This window comes from Alphaproteobacteria bacterium (assembly GCA_035625915.1).
In the GTDB taxonomy this organism is placed as follows: Bacteria; Pseudomonadota; Alphaproteobacteria; order JACZXZ01; family JACZXZ01; genus DATDHA01.
This window is the reverse complement of the sequence record DASPOR010000229.1, coordinates 14,508-31,750: the sequence shown is the minus strand read 5'-3', so window position 1 is coordinate 31,750 and position 17,243 is coordinate 14,508. Positions and strand designations below refer to the sequence as shown.

At 61.3% G+C, this 17,243-nt stretch carries 15 protein-coding genes; 7 read left to right on the top strand and 8 right to left on the bottom strand.

Annotated features, from left to right (window positions below; genetic code table 11):
* The coding region (gene uvrB, locus VEJ16_18660; protein HYB11685.1) for an excinuclease ABC subunit UvrB at positions 1 to 1,708 on the bottom strand (1,708 nt) is incomplete at its 3' end.
* Positions 1,709 to 2,085: 377 nt separating this feature from the next.
* On the opposite strand from uvrB, the gene VEJ16_18655 reads away from it, so the two are divergent.
* The 6 genes from VEJ16_18655 (at position 2,086) to VEJ16_18630 (ending at position 9,224) form a co-directional block, all read left to right on the top strand.
* On the top strand, positions 2,086 to 2,289 hold the full coding sequence (locus VEJ16_18655) for a hypothetical protein (GenBank protein ID HYB11684.1): 204 nt from the start codon (positions 2,086 to 2,088) through the stop codon (positions 2,287 to 2,289).
* A 220-nt stretch (positions 2,290 to 2,509) separates the two neighbouring features.
* The gene (locus VEJ16_18650) at positions 2,510 to 3,532 is read left to right on the top strand and encodes a proline racemase family protein (GenBank protein HYB11683.1); all 1,023 of its coding nucleotides are present in this window, start codon (positions 2,510 to 2,512) and stop codon (positions 3,530 to 3,532) included.
* Positions 3,533 to 3,629: 97 nt separating this feature from the next.
* Complete coding sequence (locus VEJ16_18645; GenBank protein HYB11682.1) at positions 3,630 to 4,454, top strand: FkbM family methyltransferase; 825 nt, start codon at positions 3,630 to 3,632, stop codon at positions 4,452 to 4,454.
* Between the two features lie 205 nt (positions 4,455 to 4,659).
* Entirely contained in the window at positions 4,660 to 5,862 is a 1,203-nt protein-coding gene (locus tag VEJ16_18640; GenBank protein HYB11681.1) for a pyridoxal phosphate-dependent aminotransferase, read from the top strand.
* Positions 5,863 to 5,874: 12 nt separating this feature from the next.
* Complete coding sequence (locus tag VEJ16_18635) at positions 5,875 to 6,795, top strand: ketopantoate reductase family protein (GenBank protein HYB11680.1); 921 nt, start codon at positions 5,875 to 5,877, stop codon at positions 6,793 to 6,795.
* A gap of 389 nt (positions 6,796 to 7,184) precedes the next feature.
* Complete coding sequence (locus tag VEJ16_18630; protein HYB11679.1) at positions 7,185 to 9,224, top strand: elongation factor G; 2,040 nt, start codon at positions 7,185 to 7,187, stop codon at positions 9,222 to 9,224.
* 146 nt (positions 9,225 to 9,370) lie between these two features.
* Here the strand turns inward: VEJ16_18630 and VEJ16_18625 are convergent, their stop codons facing one another.
* The 5 genes from VEJ16_18625 to otnI form a co-directional block, all read right to left on the bottom strand.
* On the bottom strand, positions 9,371 to 10,396 hold the full coding sequence (locus VEJ16_18625) for a methionine synthase (protein HYB11678.1): 1,026 nt from the start codon (positions 10,394 to 10,396) through the stop codon (positions 9,371 to 9,373).
* Positions 10,397 to 10,458: 62 nt separating this feature from the next.
* Positions 10,459 to 11,877 (bottom strand): pyruvate kinase, encoded by a 1,419-nt coding sequence (pyk, locus tag VEJ16_18620; protein ID HYB11677.1) that lies wholly within the window; start codon positions 11,875 to 11,877, stop codon positions 10,459 to 10,461.
* A 9-nt stretch (positions 11,878 to 11,886) separates the two neighbouring features.
* A complete protein-coding gene (locus tag VEJ16_18615; protein ID HYB11676.1) occupies positions 11,887 to 13,182 on the bottom strand; it encodes a glycerate kinase in 1,296 nt (431 codons plus the stop codon).
* On the bottom strand, positions 13,176 to 14,072 hold the full coding sequence (locus VEJ16_18610; protein HYB11675.1) for a 2-hydroxy-3-oxopropionate reductase: 897 nt from the start codon (positions 14,070 to 14,072) through the stop codon (positions 13,176 to 13,178). Before VEJ16_18610 ends, VEJ16_18615 begins: the two co-directional genes overlap by 7 nt.
* Positions 14,073 to 14,105: 33 nt before the next feature.
* The gene (otnI, locus tag VEJ16_18605) at positions 14,106 to 14,891 is read right to left on the bottom strand and encodes a 2-oxo-tetronate isomerase (GenBank protein HYB11674.1); all 786 of its coding nucleotides are present in this window, start codon (positions 14,889 to 14,891) and stop codon (positions 14,106 to 14,108) included.
* A gap of 367 nt (positions 14,892 to 15,258) precedes the next feature.
* Between otnI and VEJ16_18600 the strand changes: the two genes are divergently transcribed.
* Entirely contained in the window at positions 15,259 to 16,098 is an 840-nt protein-coding gene (locus VEJ16_18600) for an IclR family transcriptional regulator C-terminal domain-containing protein (GenBank protein HYB11673.1), read from the top strand.
* On the opposite strand, the gene VEJ16_18595 is transcribed toward VEJ16_18600, so the two are convergent.
* Together VEJ16_18595 and VEJ16_18590 are read right to left on the bottom strand one after the other, a co-directional pair.
* Positions 16,090 to 16,362 carry a DUF3303 family protein gene (locus VEJ16_18595; protein ID HYB11672.1) on the bottom strand — a complete coding sequence of 91 codons (273 nt, stop codon included), beginning with the start codon at positions 16,360 to 16,362 and terminating at the stop codon, positions 16,090 to 16,092. The two genes, VEJ16_18600 and VEJ16_18595, sit on opposite strands and share 9 nt — an antisense overlap.
* Positions 16,363 to 16,402: 40 nt before the next feature.
* The gene (locus VEJ16_18590; protein ID HYB11671.1) at positions 16,403 to 17,170 is read right to left on the bottom strand and encodes a FadR/GntR family transcriptional regulator; all 768 of its coding nucleotides are present in this window, start codon (positions 17,168 to 17,170) and stop codon (positions 16,403 to 16,405) included.
* Between the last annotated feature and the right edge of the window lie 73 nt (positions 17,171 to 17,243).

Here is a 17,243-nt window from a genome sequence, read left to right as displayed (position 1 = left end):
GGCCCTCGATGTTCCGCGCCGCTCGCCCGATCGTCTGAATGAGCGAGGTGCGGGACCGCAAGTAGCCCTCCTTGTCAGCATCGAGGATCGCCACGAGCGCGCATTCGGGAATATCGAGACCTTCGCGCAGCAGGTTGATGCCGACCAGGCAGTCGAAAGCGCCGAGGCGCAGGTCCCGGATGATTTCGATCCGTTCCAGCGTTTCGACGTCCGAGTGGATGTAGCGCACCTTCACGCCCGCTTCGTGGAGGTATTCGGTCAAATCCTCGGCCATCCGCTTGGTGAGCGTCGTGACGAGGGCGCGCTGGCCCTTGCCCGCGACCGCTTTCACCTCGCCGATCAGATCGTCGACCTGAGTCGAGGCGGGGCGCAAGATGCACACGGGATCGATGAGGCCGGTCGGCCGGATCACTTGCTCGACGAAGACTCCGCCTGTGCGCTCCAGCTCCCAGGGGCCCGGGGTGGCGGAAACATAGACGGTTTGCGGGCGCATCGCGTCCCACTCCTCGAATTTGAGTGGGCGGTTGTCGCAGCACGACGGGAGCCGGAAGCCGTATTCGGCGAGCGTTGACTTGCGCTGATAGTCGCCGAGGAACATGCCGCGCACCTGCGGCACGGTGATGTGGCTCTCATCCACGATCAGGAGCGCGTTCTTGGGCAGATATTCGAAGAGGGTCGGCGGCGGCTCGCCCGGTTTGCGGCCAGTCAGATAGCGCGAATAGTTCTCGATGCCCGCGCACGATCCCGTCGTCTCGATCATTTCGAGATCGAAAGTGGTGCGTTGTTCGAGCCTTTGTGCTTCGAGGAGCTTTCCCGCCTTGTAAAGCATTTCGAGATGGACCTTTAGGTCTTCCTTGATCTGCTTGACCGCCTGCTGAAGGGTCGGCTTGGGCGTCACGTAGTGGCTGTTGGCGTAGATCCTGACGGCGTCGAGAACGCCCGTCTTAGCACCTGTCAAAGGATCGAACTCGACGATCGTCTCGATCTCGTCGCCGAAGAACGAGACACGCCATGCGCGATCCTCGAGGTGGGCCGGGAAAAGCTCGATTACGTCGCCACGAACGCGGAAGCCTCCGCGGTAGAAGTTCGCGTCGTTGCGCCGGTACTGAAGCTCAACGAGCTGCTTGAGGAAGAGGTTCCGGTTGAACGCCTGGCCGGACCGCAAGGCGATGGCCATCTCCGAATAGGTTTCGACAGCACCGATGCCGTAGATGCAAGAGACCGAGGCCACGATCACCACGTCGTCCCGTTCGAGAAGGGCCCGCGTCGCCGAATGGCGCATGCGGTCGATCTGCTCGTTGATCGTCGCTTCCTTCTCGATATAGGTGTCCGAGCGCGGTACGTAGGCCTCGGGCTGGTAATAGTCGTAGTAGGAGACAAAGTACTCAACCGCCCCTTGGGGGAAGAAGCCCTTCATCTCACCATAGAGTTGGGCGGCGAGCGTCTTGTTGGGGGCGAGGATGAGGGTCGGTCGCTGCACGTTCTGAATGACGTGCGCCATGGTGAAGGTCTTGCCCGAGCCCGTGACGCCGAGCAGCACCTGATCCCGTTCGCCTGCGCGCAAGCCCTGAGTAAGGGCGGCGATCGCCTGGGGCTGGTCGCCCGCCGGAGAATAGTCCGACTTGATGCGGAGTGGCTGCGAAGTGGCGAGGCGCTCGTGACGAAGGGGCGGGCCGGCCAGCCGCTCGTAGGTGGCGATCTCGTTCATCGCTCCATTATATGAGGCGGAAACCGCATTGGGCGAGTGGGCCGTCGGCCGGAAAAAGGTTTAACGGCGAAATTACGGCCCGAGGCGCGATGGCCTGGTTGGTAAAAGGTATCCGCGGTCTTATCGACGTCGAGATGAGTTGATCGGGGATATAGTAATAGTAAATACTAATATAACATTGGGATTTCTTCGAATTTGTCATCGTAATCTTTATGAGAGAATCAAATTTATTTGTAACTGCTAAATTTGTGTTCAATAATACGTTGGAATAGTCTGGATTATTAGACGCAATGTTGCTAGCATCCAACCGATCGAGCATGCGCCGGCGCGAATGGCGGCGGGCGCGAAGAACGTGGACATACCCATCGGAGAAAGTCATGGGCGCTGAGGGGAAAGAGAAAATCGAATTGGTGCGCGAGTTGACCCCGAATGAACTCGAGGAAGTCAACGGTGGCGGTGCAAAAGAAACGGTTGTTGCCGCGGGAGTCTGGCTTTCGAATAATTTCTTCCAGCCGGTCGGCCAGTTTGTCCGTGGCATCGATATAGTCAAATTTTGGGAAAACGTGATAACGGGCTGGTGATGTTAACGGACGGCCGCTGACGAACAAGTCACTCGATCGCATGTGAAAGGACATAAATCGCGGTGTGCGAACGCGGCGGACGCGTCGAACGCCAGTGACAGCCGGAAATCACCGCGAAGTTTGCCGAGATCATCGGCGCTTCGCGGTGCTCGATTTAAGGGTCCTTTGCTTTCCCGGTCATGGGATGGCAAGGGGGATTTCCTCTGCCATAATCCCAGCGATGACGAACCATATTCAGATCGAAACCGTCGAGATGCACACGGGTGGGGAGCCGGTGCGCATCGTGACCAAAGGTTATCCGCCGATCGAGGGTCGGACCATCCTCGATAAACGGCGGTACGTGCGCGAGAATCTTGATCAAGTTCGACGCATGCTGATGTTCGAGCCGCGCGGACATTACGACATGTATGGTGTGATCCCGGTCGAGCCGGACCTGCCCGAGGCCGACATGGCCGTACTCTTCATGCACAATGAAGGCTACTCCACGATGTGCGGCCACGCGACGATTGCACTGGGCCGCTACGCGGTCGATCGCGGCATCGTCATGCGGCGCACACCGGAGACCGAGGTCAAGCTCCAATGCCCCTGCGGCCTCGTGCGCGTGCGCGTCGAGGTCGAAGACGGACCGAGCGGCCCGGTTACCGGTGCCGTCGTTTTTGAGAGTGTCCCAGCCTACGCCTTTGCCCTCGGTTCCGTGGTGGAGGTGCCAGGACACGGCCCGGTCGAGGTCGATATCGGTTACGGCGGCGCGTACTACGTTCTGGTTCCTGCACGTGTCTTCGGCCTCTCGGTGCGCGGCTCACGGGTCGCCGATCTCACCGAAGCGGCAGACCGAGTGACCCAGGCTGCAAAGGCCCAAATCAAGCTCGACCACCCAAGCGATCCCGACCTTGCATTCCTCTATGGCACAATCCTGACGGACGGCCGCGATGCCTTCGAAGAGGCGCCAACCGCTAACGTCTGCGTTTTTGCGGCGCGAGAGGTCGATCGCAGTCCGACAGGAAGTGGGGTCACGGCCCGCATTGCCGTGCAGGTGGCGCGCGGCCAGATCGCGCTTGGGCAAACGCGCAAATTTGAAAGCATCACCGGCGCGATCTTCACCGGTAAAGCCGTGCGCCGCGCCACCGCCGGCGGGCACGAGGCCGTCACCGTCGAGGTCGGCGGCCGCGCTCACTATACCGGTACGGCGCGCTACACGGTCGAAACGGACGATCTCCTTGGCGGCGGATTCCTCCTTAAATAAACGCGCGAATCCGAAGCCTTTTGCCAAACCTCTGCGTGTGCTATGACGGTCCGGTACCTTATGGCTAGCCGCCGATCGAGCCGGAGTTCGTCCCTTGTTGCCCCCTTTGATCCAATCGCGCTTGCTGCGCGTGAAAAACACGCGCTTTGGCCCCATGATGTACAATCTGAACGATAGCTATATCGGCCGCTCGCTCGATCTCTACGGCGAGTATTGCGTGCACGAAGCGCGCTTGGCCATTGACCTGCTGAGGCCCGGCATGACGGTAGTGGATGTGGGCGCCAACATCGGCGCCCTTACCATCCCGATGGCGCAGGCCGTTGGGCCCGCGGGCAGGACCGTCGCGATCGAGGCGCAACGGGGCATCTTTCACATGCTCTGCGGTAACGTCGCGATGAACGATCTCGCGAACGTGCGCACAATATTGGCCGCCGCAGGCTCGCGGCCGGGCGCAATTTCGGTGCCGCGTGTTTTGCTCGATCGGCCGAATAATCTCGGCGCCCTGGCCCTCGTGCCGGGCGAGCACGCGGCGATGGACCGGGTGGACGTAATCACGCTCGATTCGCTGGCGCTCGACGCGTGCCATTTCATCAAGATCGATGTCGAGGGGATGGAACGCGAGGTGCTATTGGGTGCCGCCGACACAATCGGACGCCACCGTCCAATCCTCTATGTCGAGAACGACCGGAAGAACAACTCCGAAGCGCTGCTCCGACACTTGTTCGAGGCGGGTTATCGCGTCTGGTGGCATACCCCGCCCTATTATGATGCCAATAATTTCTTTGGTATCGCCGCGAACGTCTTCCCCAACACGGTCGCGATCAACGTTCTCTGCGTGCCCAAGGAAAGGCCGATGAATGTGCAGGGCATGACCGCGGTGAAAGACCCGAAGGAGCGACCGGGAGGTGCCGCGCAAGGCTAGTGTGGTGGAGTTGAAGTCCCTGTCATTTTGGTGCCATCCGCGTCTAGGAACTTCAAATCCGAATACCACACTGGTCCGAATTGTCACGGCGACAATTTTGGCGGCGTTTGTTGGTTGCCGCCCCTTGAATGCGGCGGAGCGCCGTCGTAGGGTGCGATCCCGCGAACATCCGCATTTGACCGCTGGCTGAAAGGACCGAAACCCCGTGTCTTTCCTTGCTTCGCGACTCGCCCGGATCAAGCCCTCGCAGACGATCGCCGTGACCACCAAGGCGGCCGAGCTCAAGGCGGCGGGGCGCGACGTAATCGGCCTTGGCGCCGGGGAGCCCGACTTCGACACGCCCGACCACATTAAGGACGCAGCCGCAAAAGCGATGCGCGAAGGCAAGACGAAGTACACCGCCGTCAACGGCATTATCGAACTTCGGAAGGCAATCAGCGCCAAGTTCAAGCGCGAGAACGGTCTCGACTACACGACTGACCAGATCACAGTTGGTTGCGGCGGCAAGCAGGTCCTTTACAACGCGATCGTGGCAACGGTCGAGGCCGGCGATGAGGTGATCATCCCAGCACCTTATTGGGTGAGCTATCCGGATATCGTCCTCCTCTGCGAGGGGGCGCCGGTCTTCGTGGACTGCCCAGCTGCCAATGGCTTCAAGATGACGCCCGAGGATTTCGAGCGCGCCATCACGCCGAAAACGAAGTGGGTCATCCTCAATTCGCCGAGCAATCCGACGGGGGCCGCCTATACGCGGGCGGAACTGCGCGCACTCTGCGACGTGCTTTTGCGCCATCCGCATGTCTGGGTGATGACCGACGACATGTACGAGCATCTTGTTTATGACGACTTCAAGTTCACAACACCCGCCGAAGTCGAGCCGAGGCTTTATGAGCGGACGCTGACGGTGAACGGACTTTCTAAGGCCTATTGCATGACCGGTTGGCGCGTCGGCTACGCGGGTGGGCCGATCGGGCTTATTAACGCGATCAACAAGGTGCAGTCGCAAAGCACGAGCCACACCTCCTCGATAAGCCAGTGGGCCTCAGTCGCAGCCTTGAATGGTCCTCAAGACTTCATTCCAAAGCACAACAAGGTATTCCAGGAGCGGCGAGACCTTGTCGTCTCGATGCTCAATCAGGCGAAGGGGCTCCACTGTCCGAAGCCCGAGGGCGCGTTCTATGTCTACCCGAGCTGTGCCGGGACGATCGGACGCAAGGCGCCAAACGGGGAGACACTAGAGACCGACGAGGATTTCGTAACCTATCTCCTCGAAGCGGAGGGAGTGGCCGTTGTGCAAGGGAGCGCATTCGGCCTTGCACCGCATTTCCGAATCTCCTACGCGACATCGACCTCTGCCCTCGAGGAAGCCTGCCGGCGAATCCAGCGCGCGTGCGGGAACCTCAGCTGACGGGCAATCTCGATGAAGATCGCGGTCGTGGCCACGGGCGGCGTAGGCGGTTATTTTGGAGCGCGGCTCGCGGCGGCTGGTGAGGACGTACATTTTGTCGCTCGCGGACGCCATCTCGAGGCGATCCGGCAACACGGCTTGCGCGTGGAGAGCGCCAACGGCGACCTTCGCATCCGTCCGGCCAACGCAACCGATAAGGCTGAAGATATCGGCCCGGTCGACATTGTCATCTTCGCCGTGAAATTGTGGGACACGGAAGCAGCGGGCATTCTCTGTAAGCCCCTCCTAGGCCCCGACACCGCGGTCATATCGTTTTTGAATGGGGTTGACAGCGAAGATCGGCTGATCCCGCTTCTCGGCGGGCGTCATGTAATGGGCGGGGTAGCATTTATCGCCTCGACGATTGGCGAGCCCGGACTCATCAAACATACGGGGACGATTGCGCGGATCTCATTCGGCGAACTCGACGGAAAGCCGCGCGCGCGAGGGGAGCGCTTTCTCGCTGCGTGCAGAGCGGCGGGCATCGATGCAAACCTCTCGAACAATATCGTGCGGGATTTGTGGGGAAAATTCGCCCTCCTGGCGTCTTTCAGCGGCGTCACGTGCTTGACGCGCACACCGATGGGCCCGATCAGGGCCGAACCTGCGACGCGCGAACTTCTCGTCGATGCCGTGCGCGAAGTGATCGCCGTATCCTCAGCCAGAGGTATTGACCTCGGTGCCGACTTTATCGAGAGGCAGAAAGTCATGATGGCTAACATGCCGGCCGAGATGAAGTCATCAATGCTCGTCGATCTCGAGCGAGGCAACCGCTTGGAACTCAACTGGCTTTCGGGTGCGGTCGCGCGTATGGGCGACAAAGCCAAGGTACCGACTCCCATCCACCATTTCATTCACACGGCCCTTAAGATCTACGAGATGGGTAAGAGCTGAAATCCCACCTGCCGCGGGCCCATCCGCTTTGAATGGGTAGTGCTAATGTGGTGGATTTGAAGTTCCTGTCATTTTGGTGGCATCCGCGTTTAGGAACTTCAAACCCGAATACCACACTACATACAACGTATTACCAGTGTGGCTTCGAATCCGAAATTCGCTCTCGATCCCACACCCAGATGTGGCGAATTTCGGATTCGCCAACCTAGGTGCGACTGCAGGAGCGAGCGGGGTCGGCAATAGCCGCGATTCTCCTTGCATCGAGGCCCGCCTATTGAAAACATTAGATTTTGGAAATTTGAGCGGCCCGGACACGGTCCCGTCGCGGGCGGGCGTTCCGCATGGCCCACGAAGAGGTCAGGCATAGCACATCATCAGGGAGAGCGACCGTGAGCCAGAATGGACCCCGTTGCGTTGCCCTCGTCGGACCTTATACCAGCGGGAAGACGACGTTGCTGGAGAGCATCCTCGCCGTTACCGGCACCATACCGCGTAAAGGTTCGACCAAGGAACGCAACATGGTCGGAGATTCCGCGCCGGAGGCGCGGGCGCGTCAGATGTCGAGCGAGGTCAACATTGCAAACACAAGCTATCTCGGCGACAGGTGGACGATCCTCGACTGTCCCGGCTCGATCGAATTCCTTCAGGAAACCGAGAACGCCTTGATGGTCGCGGACATCGCCGTCATCGTCGTCGAACCCCTTTTGGAGCGCGCGCTCGCGATCGGACCCATCTTCAAATTCCTCGACGACCATCGGATTCCCCACGTCGTGTTCATAAACAAGATGGACACAGCCGCGAGCCGCGTGCGCGATGTCATTGAGGCGATCCAGGCCGTTTCCGAACGCCACCTGGTGTTGCGCCAAGTGCCGATCCGCGATGGCGAAACGATCACCGGCTACATCGATCTGGTGAGCGAGCGCGCTTATCGATACAAGCCCGGCGGCGCCTCCGATCTCGTGCAATTGCCTGAAGGCGAGAAGGCGCAAGAGCAGCAGAGACGGCAGGAACTGCTTGAAACCCTCGCCGATTTCGACGACGCGCTCCTTGAGCAGCTTCTTGAGGACATGGTCCCCGAAAAGGGCGTCATCTACAAGCAGCTCGCTCGCACGGTCCAGGAAGACAAGCTGGTACCCGTCTTCCTCGGTGCGGCCGAGCGCGATCATGGCGTGCGCCGGCTCCTGAAAGCGCTCCGCCACGAAGCACCCCAGCCCGAGGCCACGGCTGAGCGCCACGGCATCGCGCCGCAGGGCGAAGCTTGCGCACGCGTGTTCAAGATCTACCACATGCCCCATGCGGGGAAATTCTCGATTGCGCGGATCTGGCGCGGAGAGATAACCGACGGTGACGTTCTCGGTGGGGAGCGTGTGAGCGGGCTTTTCACAATGCTCGGCCACCAAACGACCAAGCAGGTGAAGGCAGTCGCGGGCGAAGTGGTGGCATTGGGGCGCATGGAAAAGGTGCGAACCGGGCAGCTGCTCACGGCGTCGGGCAAGCCCATCGAAGGGGCCGAGCCGTGGCCGGCCCCGCTCAAGCCCCTGTTCGCCTCCGCTCTTCAGGCGGAGAATCGCAATGACGAAGTCAAACTTACGACCGTGATCCAGAAACTCACGGAGGAAGACCCCTCGCTTTCATTCGAGCAGACGCAGGATACCCACGAACTCTTGCTGTGGGGTCAGGGCGAGATGCACATCCAGATTGCAATCGACCGCCTCAAAGAAAAATTCAAGCTCTTGGTCAAGGGCCGCTCGCCGCAAATTCCCTATAAGGAAACGATCCGTAAGCCGGTCAGCCAGCACGCGCGCCACAAGAAGCAGTCGGGGGGGCACGGCCAATTTGGCGACGTCAAGGTTCAAATTCAACCACTGCCGCGTGGGGCGGGTTTCACATTCGTCGACAAGATCGTCGGGGGTGCGGTACCGCGCCAGTTCATCCCTTCGGTCGAGCATGGTGTGCGCGACTACCTCGGCCGTGGCCCACTCGGCTTCGAGGTGGTCGACCTGTCCGTGACACTGTTCGACGGACAATTTCATTCGGTCGACAGCTCGGACATGGCATTCCGCATGGCCGCGCGGATCGCGATGAGCGAGGGCATGCCGAAATGCGATCCCGTACTTCTCGAGCCGATCCTCGAGGTGAAGGTCTCGGCGCCGGCAGAGTTCACAGCCAACGTGCAGCGGCTCATCACCGGTCGACGTGGCCAGATTCTTGCTTTCAGCGCGAAGGACAGCTGGAAAGGCTGGGATGAGACGACCGCCTACATCCCGCAGTCGGAAATCCGCGATATGATCATTGAACTGCGATCTCTCTCCTATGGCGTCGGCACCTTCGAGTGGGCGGCACATCACCTTCAGGAGCTTATCGGGCGGGAAGCCGAGCATGTCATTCAGCAACGGCAATCCACGACGCAACAGGGTGCCGACCGCTGATGGTCGAAGAGGGGAGGGGTTGTGAGCCCCTACCCACAGCCCCACGTGAATTCGCTTTTGTCTTCCGCAGAAGGAGTGCCGATGGCCGGGCCTTGCCGCCGAGGAAAGGCGTCAGGGACAAATTCGACGACCGCGTGTTGTTTGCCTCAGCCGACCTTGAATTCCTTGCGTGCGAGGGCAGCACCCGCAGCAAGCGCTTGAAGCTTGCCGAGCGCGACATCGCGCGGCAGCGGCGCCATTCCGCAGTTGGTGCAAGGAACGATGTGCTCGACCGGAACGTATTCGCTTGCGCGCCTGATCAGGTTCGCGACGTCCTCCGGCCGCTCGACTTTGCGACTCGCCACGTCGATCACGCCAACCATCACGTCCTTGCCGCGGAGTAGTCCCAGAAGCGAAATCGGCACGCGGGAAGCTGCACATTCGAGCGAGACCTGGTCGATCTTGCTCTTGGCGAGTGCGGGGAAGAACTCCTCGTACTGACGCCATTCGGAGCCGAGCGTCTTCTTCCACTCATCGTTCTCCTTGATGCCGTAGCCGTAGCAGATATGAACCGCGGTCTTGATTTTTAGACCCTCGATCGCGCGCTCCAGGGTGGCGACGCCCCATTCGAGCGCGTCGTGGGGGTAGGCATTGAAGGCCGGTTCGTCGAGCTGCAGAACATCGATGCCCGCCGCCTCAAGCTCTTTCGCCTCCTCGTTGATGATCCGCGCGAATGCGGCGGCGAGCTTACGCCGATCGTCATAATGGGCGTCGGCGAGCGTGTCGACGATCGTCATCGGCCCCGGGATGGTGAATTTGAGCTTGCGTGCGGTATTGCGCCGGGTGAAGCGAACCTCCTCGCCGTGAACCGAGCGTTTTCGCGCGACCGGCCCGACGACGACCGGGCAATTCGCTTCGTAGCGATTGTCGCGAATCCCGATGCGGCGCTTGTGCTCGAAATCGATCCCATCGATGTGCTCGAGAAAACCGTGCACGAAATGCTGGCGGAACTGTTCGCCGTCGGTCACGATGTCCACTCCGGCTCCTTCTTCTTCCTTGAGCCACATGAGTGTTGCATCGCGCTTGGCCTGTTCGAGCTCAGCTCCCTTCCAGCGCCATTGCGGCCAAAGCTTCTCGGTCTCGGCAAGCCAATGGGGCTTCGGCAGGCTTCCGGCAATCGTCGTCTCGAGCATCTGATCCTCCCTGCTTTTATTGCGATTTTCTGCATCCGACGGCAACGGACGATCGAGCTCGTTCAATCCGTTACCCAAGAGATGCGCAAAAGATTGGTGGCGCCGGGCGTGCCGAAGGGCATGCCCGCGGTCGTGACCAGCCGGTCGCCCGTGCTTGCAATACCTTCCTGGCGCGCGTGAAAGCCTGCATGTTCGACCATTTCGCTGATGCTGTGCACATCCTCGGTGTTGACGCAGTGAGTACCCCAAGCGAGTGCAAGTCGGCGTGCGGTCTCGATCTTTGGCGTGAGGCAAAGGATGGGCACGTCCGGACGTTCCCGCGCGGCGCGAAGTGCAGTCGATCCGGATGTCGTGTAGGTGACGATGGCGGCGGCGGAGATGGTCATGGCGACCTGCCGTGCTGCGGCGGTGATCGCGTCCGCGGGTGTCGCCTCGGGGTCCGGATGCTCCGCGTCCATAATGCGGCGATAGCGTGGATCGCGCTCCACGCGACCCAGGATTCGATCCATCATGGTGACCGCCTCGATGGGAAATCTCCCGCTCGCCGTTTCGGCTGAAAGCATCACGGCATCGGCACCTTCATAAACCGCGGTTGCGACGTCCGACGCCTCGGCCCTTGTTGGCGTCGGCGTATAGATCATCGATTCGAGCATCTGCGTCGCGATGATGACGGGGCGCCCGGCGAACCGGCAGACGCGCACAATCTGCCGTTGAAGGGATGGCACATCCTCGGGCGGCAGCTCGACGCCGAGATCGCCTCGGGCAACCATCACCGCATCGACAAGCTCGACGATCTCCTCGAGCCGTTCGATGGCCGCGGGCTTTTCGAGCTTCGCCATGATGCCCGCGCGACCCGCGACCAAGCGGCGCGCGTCGGCAATGTCCTCCGGACGCTGGACGAAGCTCAAACCGACCCAGTCGACACCGAGGTCGAGCCCGTATTGAAGGTCGGATCGATCCTTCTCGGTGAGGGCCGAGATCGGCAACACGACGCCCGGCACATTGACGCCCTTGCGGTCGGAGAGCTCGCCTCCATTGATCACCTCGCACTCGGCAAAGGCGGGGCCGCAATGAACAACCCGCAAGCGCATCTTGCCGTCGTCGAGCAGAAGATCGGCACCTGGCTCGATCGCCGCGAAAATTTCCGGGTGCGGCAAGGGCGCGCGCAACGCATTGCCGATTTCGGGTGCGAGGTCGAGGCGGAAGGGCTTTCCCTGTTCGAGCGTTACTCTTCCGCCTTCGAGACGTCCGACACGAAGCTTCGGTCCCTGGAGGTCCATGAGCACGCCGATCGGGCGGCCGGATTCCTGCTCGAGGCGCCGGATGTGGCTGAAGCGTTCCTTGTGGTCCCCTTGGGTGCCATGACTGAAGTTCAAGCGGAATACATCCGCTCCCGCTTCGAAGAGCGCGCGAATGATTGGATAGCTCGAACTCGAAGGCCCGAGCGTCGCGACGATCTTGGCCTTGCGTTTGCGGCGCATGGAGGAATCTTAGCCGGCTGAGCGGCTCCCGTCGATGAGGATCGCGCGGAAATCGTTCACGTTCGTATGTGTCGCTCCCGTGACGACAAGGTCGCCAAGCGATGCGAAGAAACTATATGCGTCATTGCGTTCGAGAAAAGCTCGAGGATCGAGGCCGAGGTGTCGGGCGCGGCTTAGCGTGTCTGGAGTGACGAGCGCGCCCGCATTGTCTTCCGTCCCGTCCATGCCGTCGGTGCCGCCTGCGAGCGCGTGAATGCCGGGGTGCTCGTCGAGTGCCAGGGCGAGCGCCAACAGAAATTCGGTGTTGCGCCCGCCTTTGCCTTTGCCGCGCACCGTCACGGTCGCTTCCCCGCCCGACAGCAGCGCGCATGGCGCGGCGGCCGGCTGCCCCCGTTTGGCCGCCTGGCGCGAAATTGCCGCAAAGGCGCGGGCTACCTCGCGTGCTTCGCCCTCGATCGAATCACTCAAGATGAGGGGCACAACCCCCGCCTCACGCGAGCGCGCCGCTGCCGCTTCGAGGGAGGTCTGTGGTGCGGCGACGAGCTGATAGCGAGCGCGAGCAAGGTGCGGGTCGCCGGGCTTGGGTGTCTCCTCGTCGGGACCCGCCGCGAGACGCCTGGCGACGGCAGGAGGAGGCACGATTCGGTACTTCGCAAGGATCGCGCGCGCGTCGGCGAATGTCGTCGGGTCGGCCACGGTCGGTCCCGAGCCGATCACGCTTGGTTCGTCCCCTGGAACATCGGAGATGGCGAGGGTCAGCACCTGAGCGTCTCCGCATGCGGCGGCAAGACGTCCGCCCTTGATCGCCGAGAGATGCTTGCGAACGCAATTCATCTCATGGATCGAAGCACCCGAGCGCAGCAGTGCGCGATTGACCTCCTGCTTGTCGGCAAGGGTCAAGCCCGGTGCGGGAAGCGTCAGAATGGCCGATGCACCTCCCGATATAAGGCAGAGAACGAGATCATCGGGGCCAAGTCCCTTTACACGCTCGATCATCCGCCTCGCTGCCGCCTCGCCTGCGGCGTCGGGTACGGGATGGGAGCCTTCCGCGATCTCGATTCGGCGAGTCGGGAGCTTTTGGCCGTGGCGCGTTGCAACGATGCCCTCGAGCGGGCCGTGCCAATGTCCTTCGACGGCGAGCGCCATCGCCGCTGCTGCCTTTCCGGCACCGACCACGACCGTTCGGCCCTTCGGCCGTGCGGGCAGATAGGGCGGTACGCAAACCGCGGGCTGCGCTGCCGCTATGCCCGCATCGAAAAGCGCGCGCAGGAACCCACGCGCATCCTGCCGGCTCGGAGTCAAGATTTTTTCGCGACCTCGTGGCTGGCGAGCGTTTCGAGTGCCCGCACCATCGCCGAGTGATCCCAGCCTTTCCCGCCCATCGCGGCACAGGCGTTGAAAAGTTCCTGTGCTGTCGCGGTGTTCGGAAGGCTCACGCCCAATTGCCGGGCCGATTGCAATGCCAGATTGAGGTCTTTCTGGTGAAGCTCGATGCGGAAGCCCGGATTGAACGTGCGCTCGATCATACGCTGGCCATGAATCTCGAGAATGCGCGATCCCGCAAAGCCGCCCAACAGGGCTTGGCGAACCTTGGCGGGGTCGGCCCCTGCTTTGGACGCGAATACGAGGGCCTCGCCGATTGCCTCGATCGTAAGCGCGACGACGATCTGGTTCGCGACCTTGCAGGTCTGCCCGTCGCCGTTGGCGTTGCCGACGAGCGTGATCGATTTTCCCATGAGCTCGAAAAGGGGCTTCGCGCGCTCGAACGCCCCTTCCGGGCCGCCCACCATGATGGTCAAGGCCGCGTTTTTGGCGCCGACTTCTCCGCCGGAGACCGGGGCATCGAGATAATCGCAGCCCTTTTCATTGATTCGCTTGGCGAAGTCTCGCGTCGCGGTCGGCGAGATCGAACTCATGTCAATGATGAGCTTGCCGTTGCTCAGCCCTTCGGCGACGCCGCCAGAGCTGAACAAGACGCGCTCCACATCCGGCGTATCCGGCACCATGACGATGACGATCTCCGAGCGCTCCGCGACTTCCCTCCCGGATTTGCAAGCCACAGCACCGCCCTCGACGATCTCTTTCGGCAGTTCGCTTCTGTGCTTGACGACGGCGAGCTTGTGCCCCGCCTTTTGCAGATGCCCGGCCATCGGTCGTCCCATGATGCCGAGCCCGATGAAACCCACTTGGGTCATTGTCGTTCCTCCACAGTACTGGATTGATTCCGGCTACTTCGCGCCGAGGTAGCTTTTGGCCCAAGCGAGCCCGGCAACCGTGTCGCCCGCGGGGCGGTACTCGCAGCCGACCCATCCCGGATAGCCCACCTTGTCCATGAAACCGAGCAGGAAGTGGTAGTTGATTTCGCCCGTTCCCGGCTCGTGTCGGCCCGGCGTGCAGGCGATCTGGATGTGGCCGATGACGCCTAGATTCTTCTCGAGGGTGTGGGCCAGGTCGCCTTCCATGATCTGTGCGTGGTAAATGTCGTATTGCAGACGCAAATTGGCAGCTCCCACGGCGCCGATTACGGCGAGCGCTTGGGTCGAGGTGCAAAGGTAATAGCCCGGGATGTCGCGCGTGTTGATCGGCTCGATCAGCACCGTAAGGCCGGCCTTGGCGGCCTCCGCACTCGCGTATTTGAGGTTGCTCACGTAAATCTCCCGCAGACGCGCCGGGTGGACGCCGGAAGGAGCAACGCCTGCCATGACGTGGATGCGCGGGCACTTGAGTGCCTTCGCGTATTGGATGGCGCGCGCCACGCCGTCTTTGAATTCGGAAATCCGGTCGGGCAGGATCGCCATGCCGCGCTCGCCCTTGTCCCAGTCGCCGGGCGGGAGGTTGAAAAGAACCTGTTGAAGTCCATACCGTTCAAGCTGTCCGGCGATCTCGTCCGCCGGGTATGCATAAGGGAAAAGGTATTCGACGGCCTTAAAGCCCGCCTTGGCGGCCGCTTCGAAGCGGGCGAGAAAATCCACCTCGTTGAACATCATGGTGAGATTGGCGGCTAGCTTTGGCATGGTCGAAAGCCCTTTATTCTTGGTTGCGGCGGGGGTGACGCGAATGAACGATCATGGTTGGTGAGAGTCATAGACGCACGCCATCGGAATTGCACGCGGTCAAATTGCATAGGCTGAACGCCCATTTCGGGGCGGAGGATTGCATCCCCCAAGACCTCGCTGTGGCGAAGACAAGCGTGACCGCATGAGAAGCGCGCTTCCGCTAACAGCCCTATATTTATCACTTCTGGCGCGCGAGCCGTACCGAAGGGACGGTGCCGGGAATTGCCGGCGTTACGATCCTCCCGTCGGCATCGATTGCTTGGGGAAAACGAAGCGATTACAGTCTGAATTCAAACGCTCTAATCAAAAACTTTGGGGGAAGCGCATGCCGGACAACCTGACGGTATTGCCGCGTCGACGCGGCCGGACCCCGCGCCGCGCGCCAGGCGAAGGCTCCGGGCACGTCCAATCGCTCACGCGTGGTTTGACCTTGCTCCAACGGCTTTCGGAAGAACGCTACGGCATATCCTTGACGGATTTGGCGCAACGCGTCGGCCTTGCGCCGTCGACGACTCATCGCCTCCTTAAGAGCCTCGAAAAGATGAAGTTCGTCCATCAGGATGAGGAGCGAGGGCTTTGGTATGTCGGCGTCAAGGCATTCTCGGTCGGAACAGCGTTCCTGCGCGATCGAGATTTCGTGACAGTGGCGCGCCGGTTCATGCGCCGCTTGATGGAGGAATCGAGCGAGTCGGTCAACCTCGCCATGCTCGATGCGGGCGAGGTGATCTTTCTCTCGCAGGTCGAATGCCGGCAAATGATGCGGGCCTTGGCCCCACCCGGCGGGCGGATCGGCGCCCACTGTTCCGGCGTGGGCAAAGCACTTCTCGCCGCACTTTCGGATTCGGAGGTAAGCGCCATCCTGCATCGGCGCGGGCTTTCCCGCCTTACCGCAAACACGATCGACACGCCCCAGCACCTCAAGGAGGAACTCACGATAACGCGCAAGCGTGGCTATGCGCTCGATGACGAAGAGCAAGCGGTTGGCCTGCGCTGCGTCGCCGCTGCGATCCTGGACGAGTATGGCGAGCCGCTAGCCGCCATTTCGCTCTCGGGTCCCAAGGCGCGGATCACAGACGACCGCATTCCCACCTTGGGCGCCCTCGTAAAACGCGTTGCGGGCGAAATCACGGCGGCCCTCGGCGGCAGAGCATCCGCATCAGAGTAGCGGCTCGATCACCTCGCGCGTTTCATTCGATGGAACCACGGGCACGATTTCGAAGTCGATGAGATCGCCCCAAAACAGACACCACTGTTGCAAGAGGCGTGCGTCATCGCATTCCATGATCTGAAAACAGCGGTCGAAATTGGGCTCGATCCAGCTTCCGACATACTTCAGGCCCTCGGGCGCGCCGCGGCCCCGCTCCTGGAAGCGGCGATAGACGGTTTTGCCGTCGCAATTTTTGAAACGCTCGATCACCATGAACAGCATCCTGAATCTCCTCCGTCGGTCGTTGTCCAAAGATTGACGGTCAGGCACCCGCGGCGGTCTTTGTCGGGGCCGCCTGGCGCCGCCTCGCCTCTTTGTAGTGATCGAGGACAAAGGCAAGGTGCTTGCGCATCGCCTGTGCCGCAGCCTCGGGGTTGCGGCTGCGGATCGCCTCGACCACGGCACGATGTTGCGTGTTCACCATGAGATCGTCGTCGGCGTCGGAAAAAAGCTGGTAACGATGATACTCGAGCATCGTTGTAAGAATATCGCGGATCACGGAAAGGAGGTGCATGTAGACCGCACTGTGGCTTGCCTTGGCCACGGCAAGGTGAAAACGCACGTCATCGGCGGCCTTATAAGTGCGCGCGCGCTGGGCGTCGTTCATTGCGCCGAGAAGCTGATCGAGCTGCGCCAAGTCCTCCACGGTCGCATGTTCGGCCGCCCTCCGTGCCGCCCAGATCTCGAGGATGGCGCGGATTTCCGCCAGCTCGTGGAGATTCTCAAGGTTCGAGCGCAAGAGTTCGGTCAGGGGTCGGTTTAGCTCGACCGCGGACGACCTCACCCGGGTGCCTCCACCCTGCACTGAAATCACCAGCCCCTGCGCTTTGAGCTGTTGGAGAGCCGCGCGTACCGATACCCGGCTCACCGCCATGCGCACCGCCAGTTCTCGCTCGCCCGGCAGGCGTTGACCCGGCACGAGTTGACCCGTCGAGATGAGGCGGACGATTTCCTTGGCAACTCGGTCGGAGACGCGCTGAGGAGCGATGCGACGGAAGGAAGCGTCGTCGCTCGTAGCGGAATCGTGCATGGTGCTACCTTTAAGTGGTATTATTAATAGACCACTCGTGCATTTAACTTTTGACCGGATTGCAAGTCAAGCA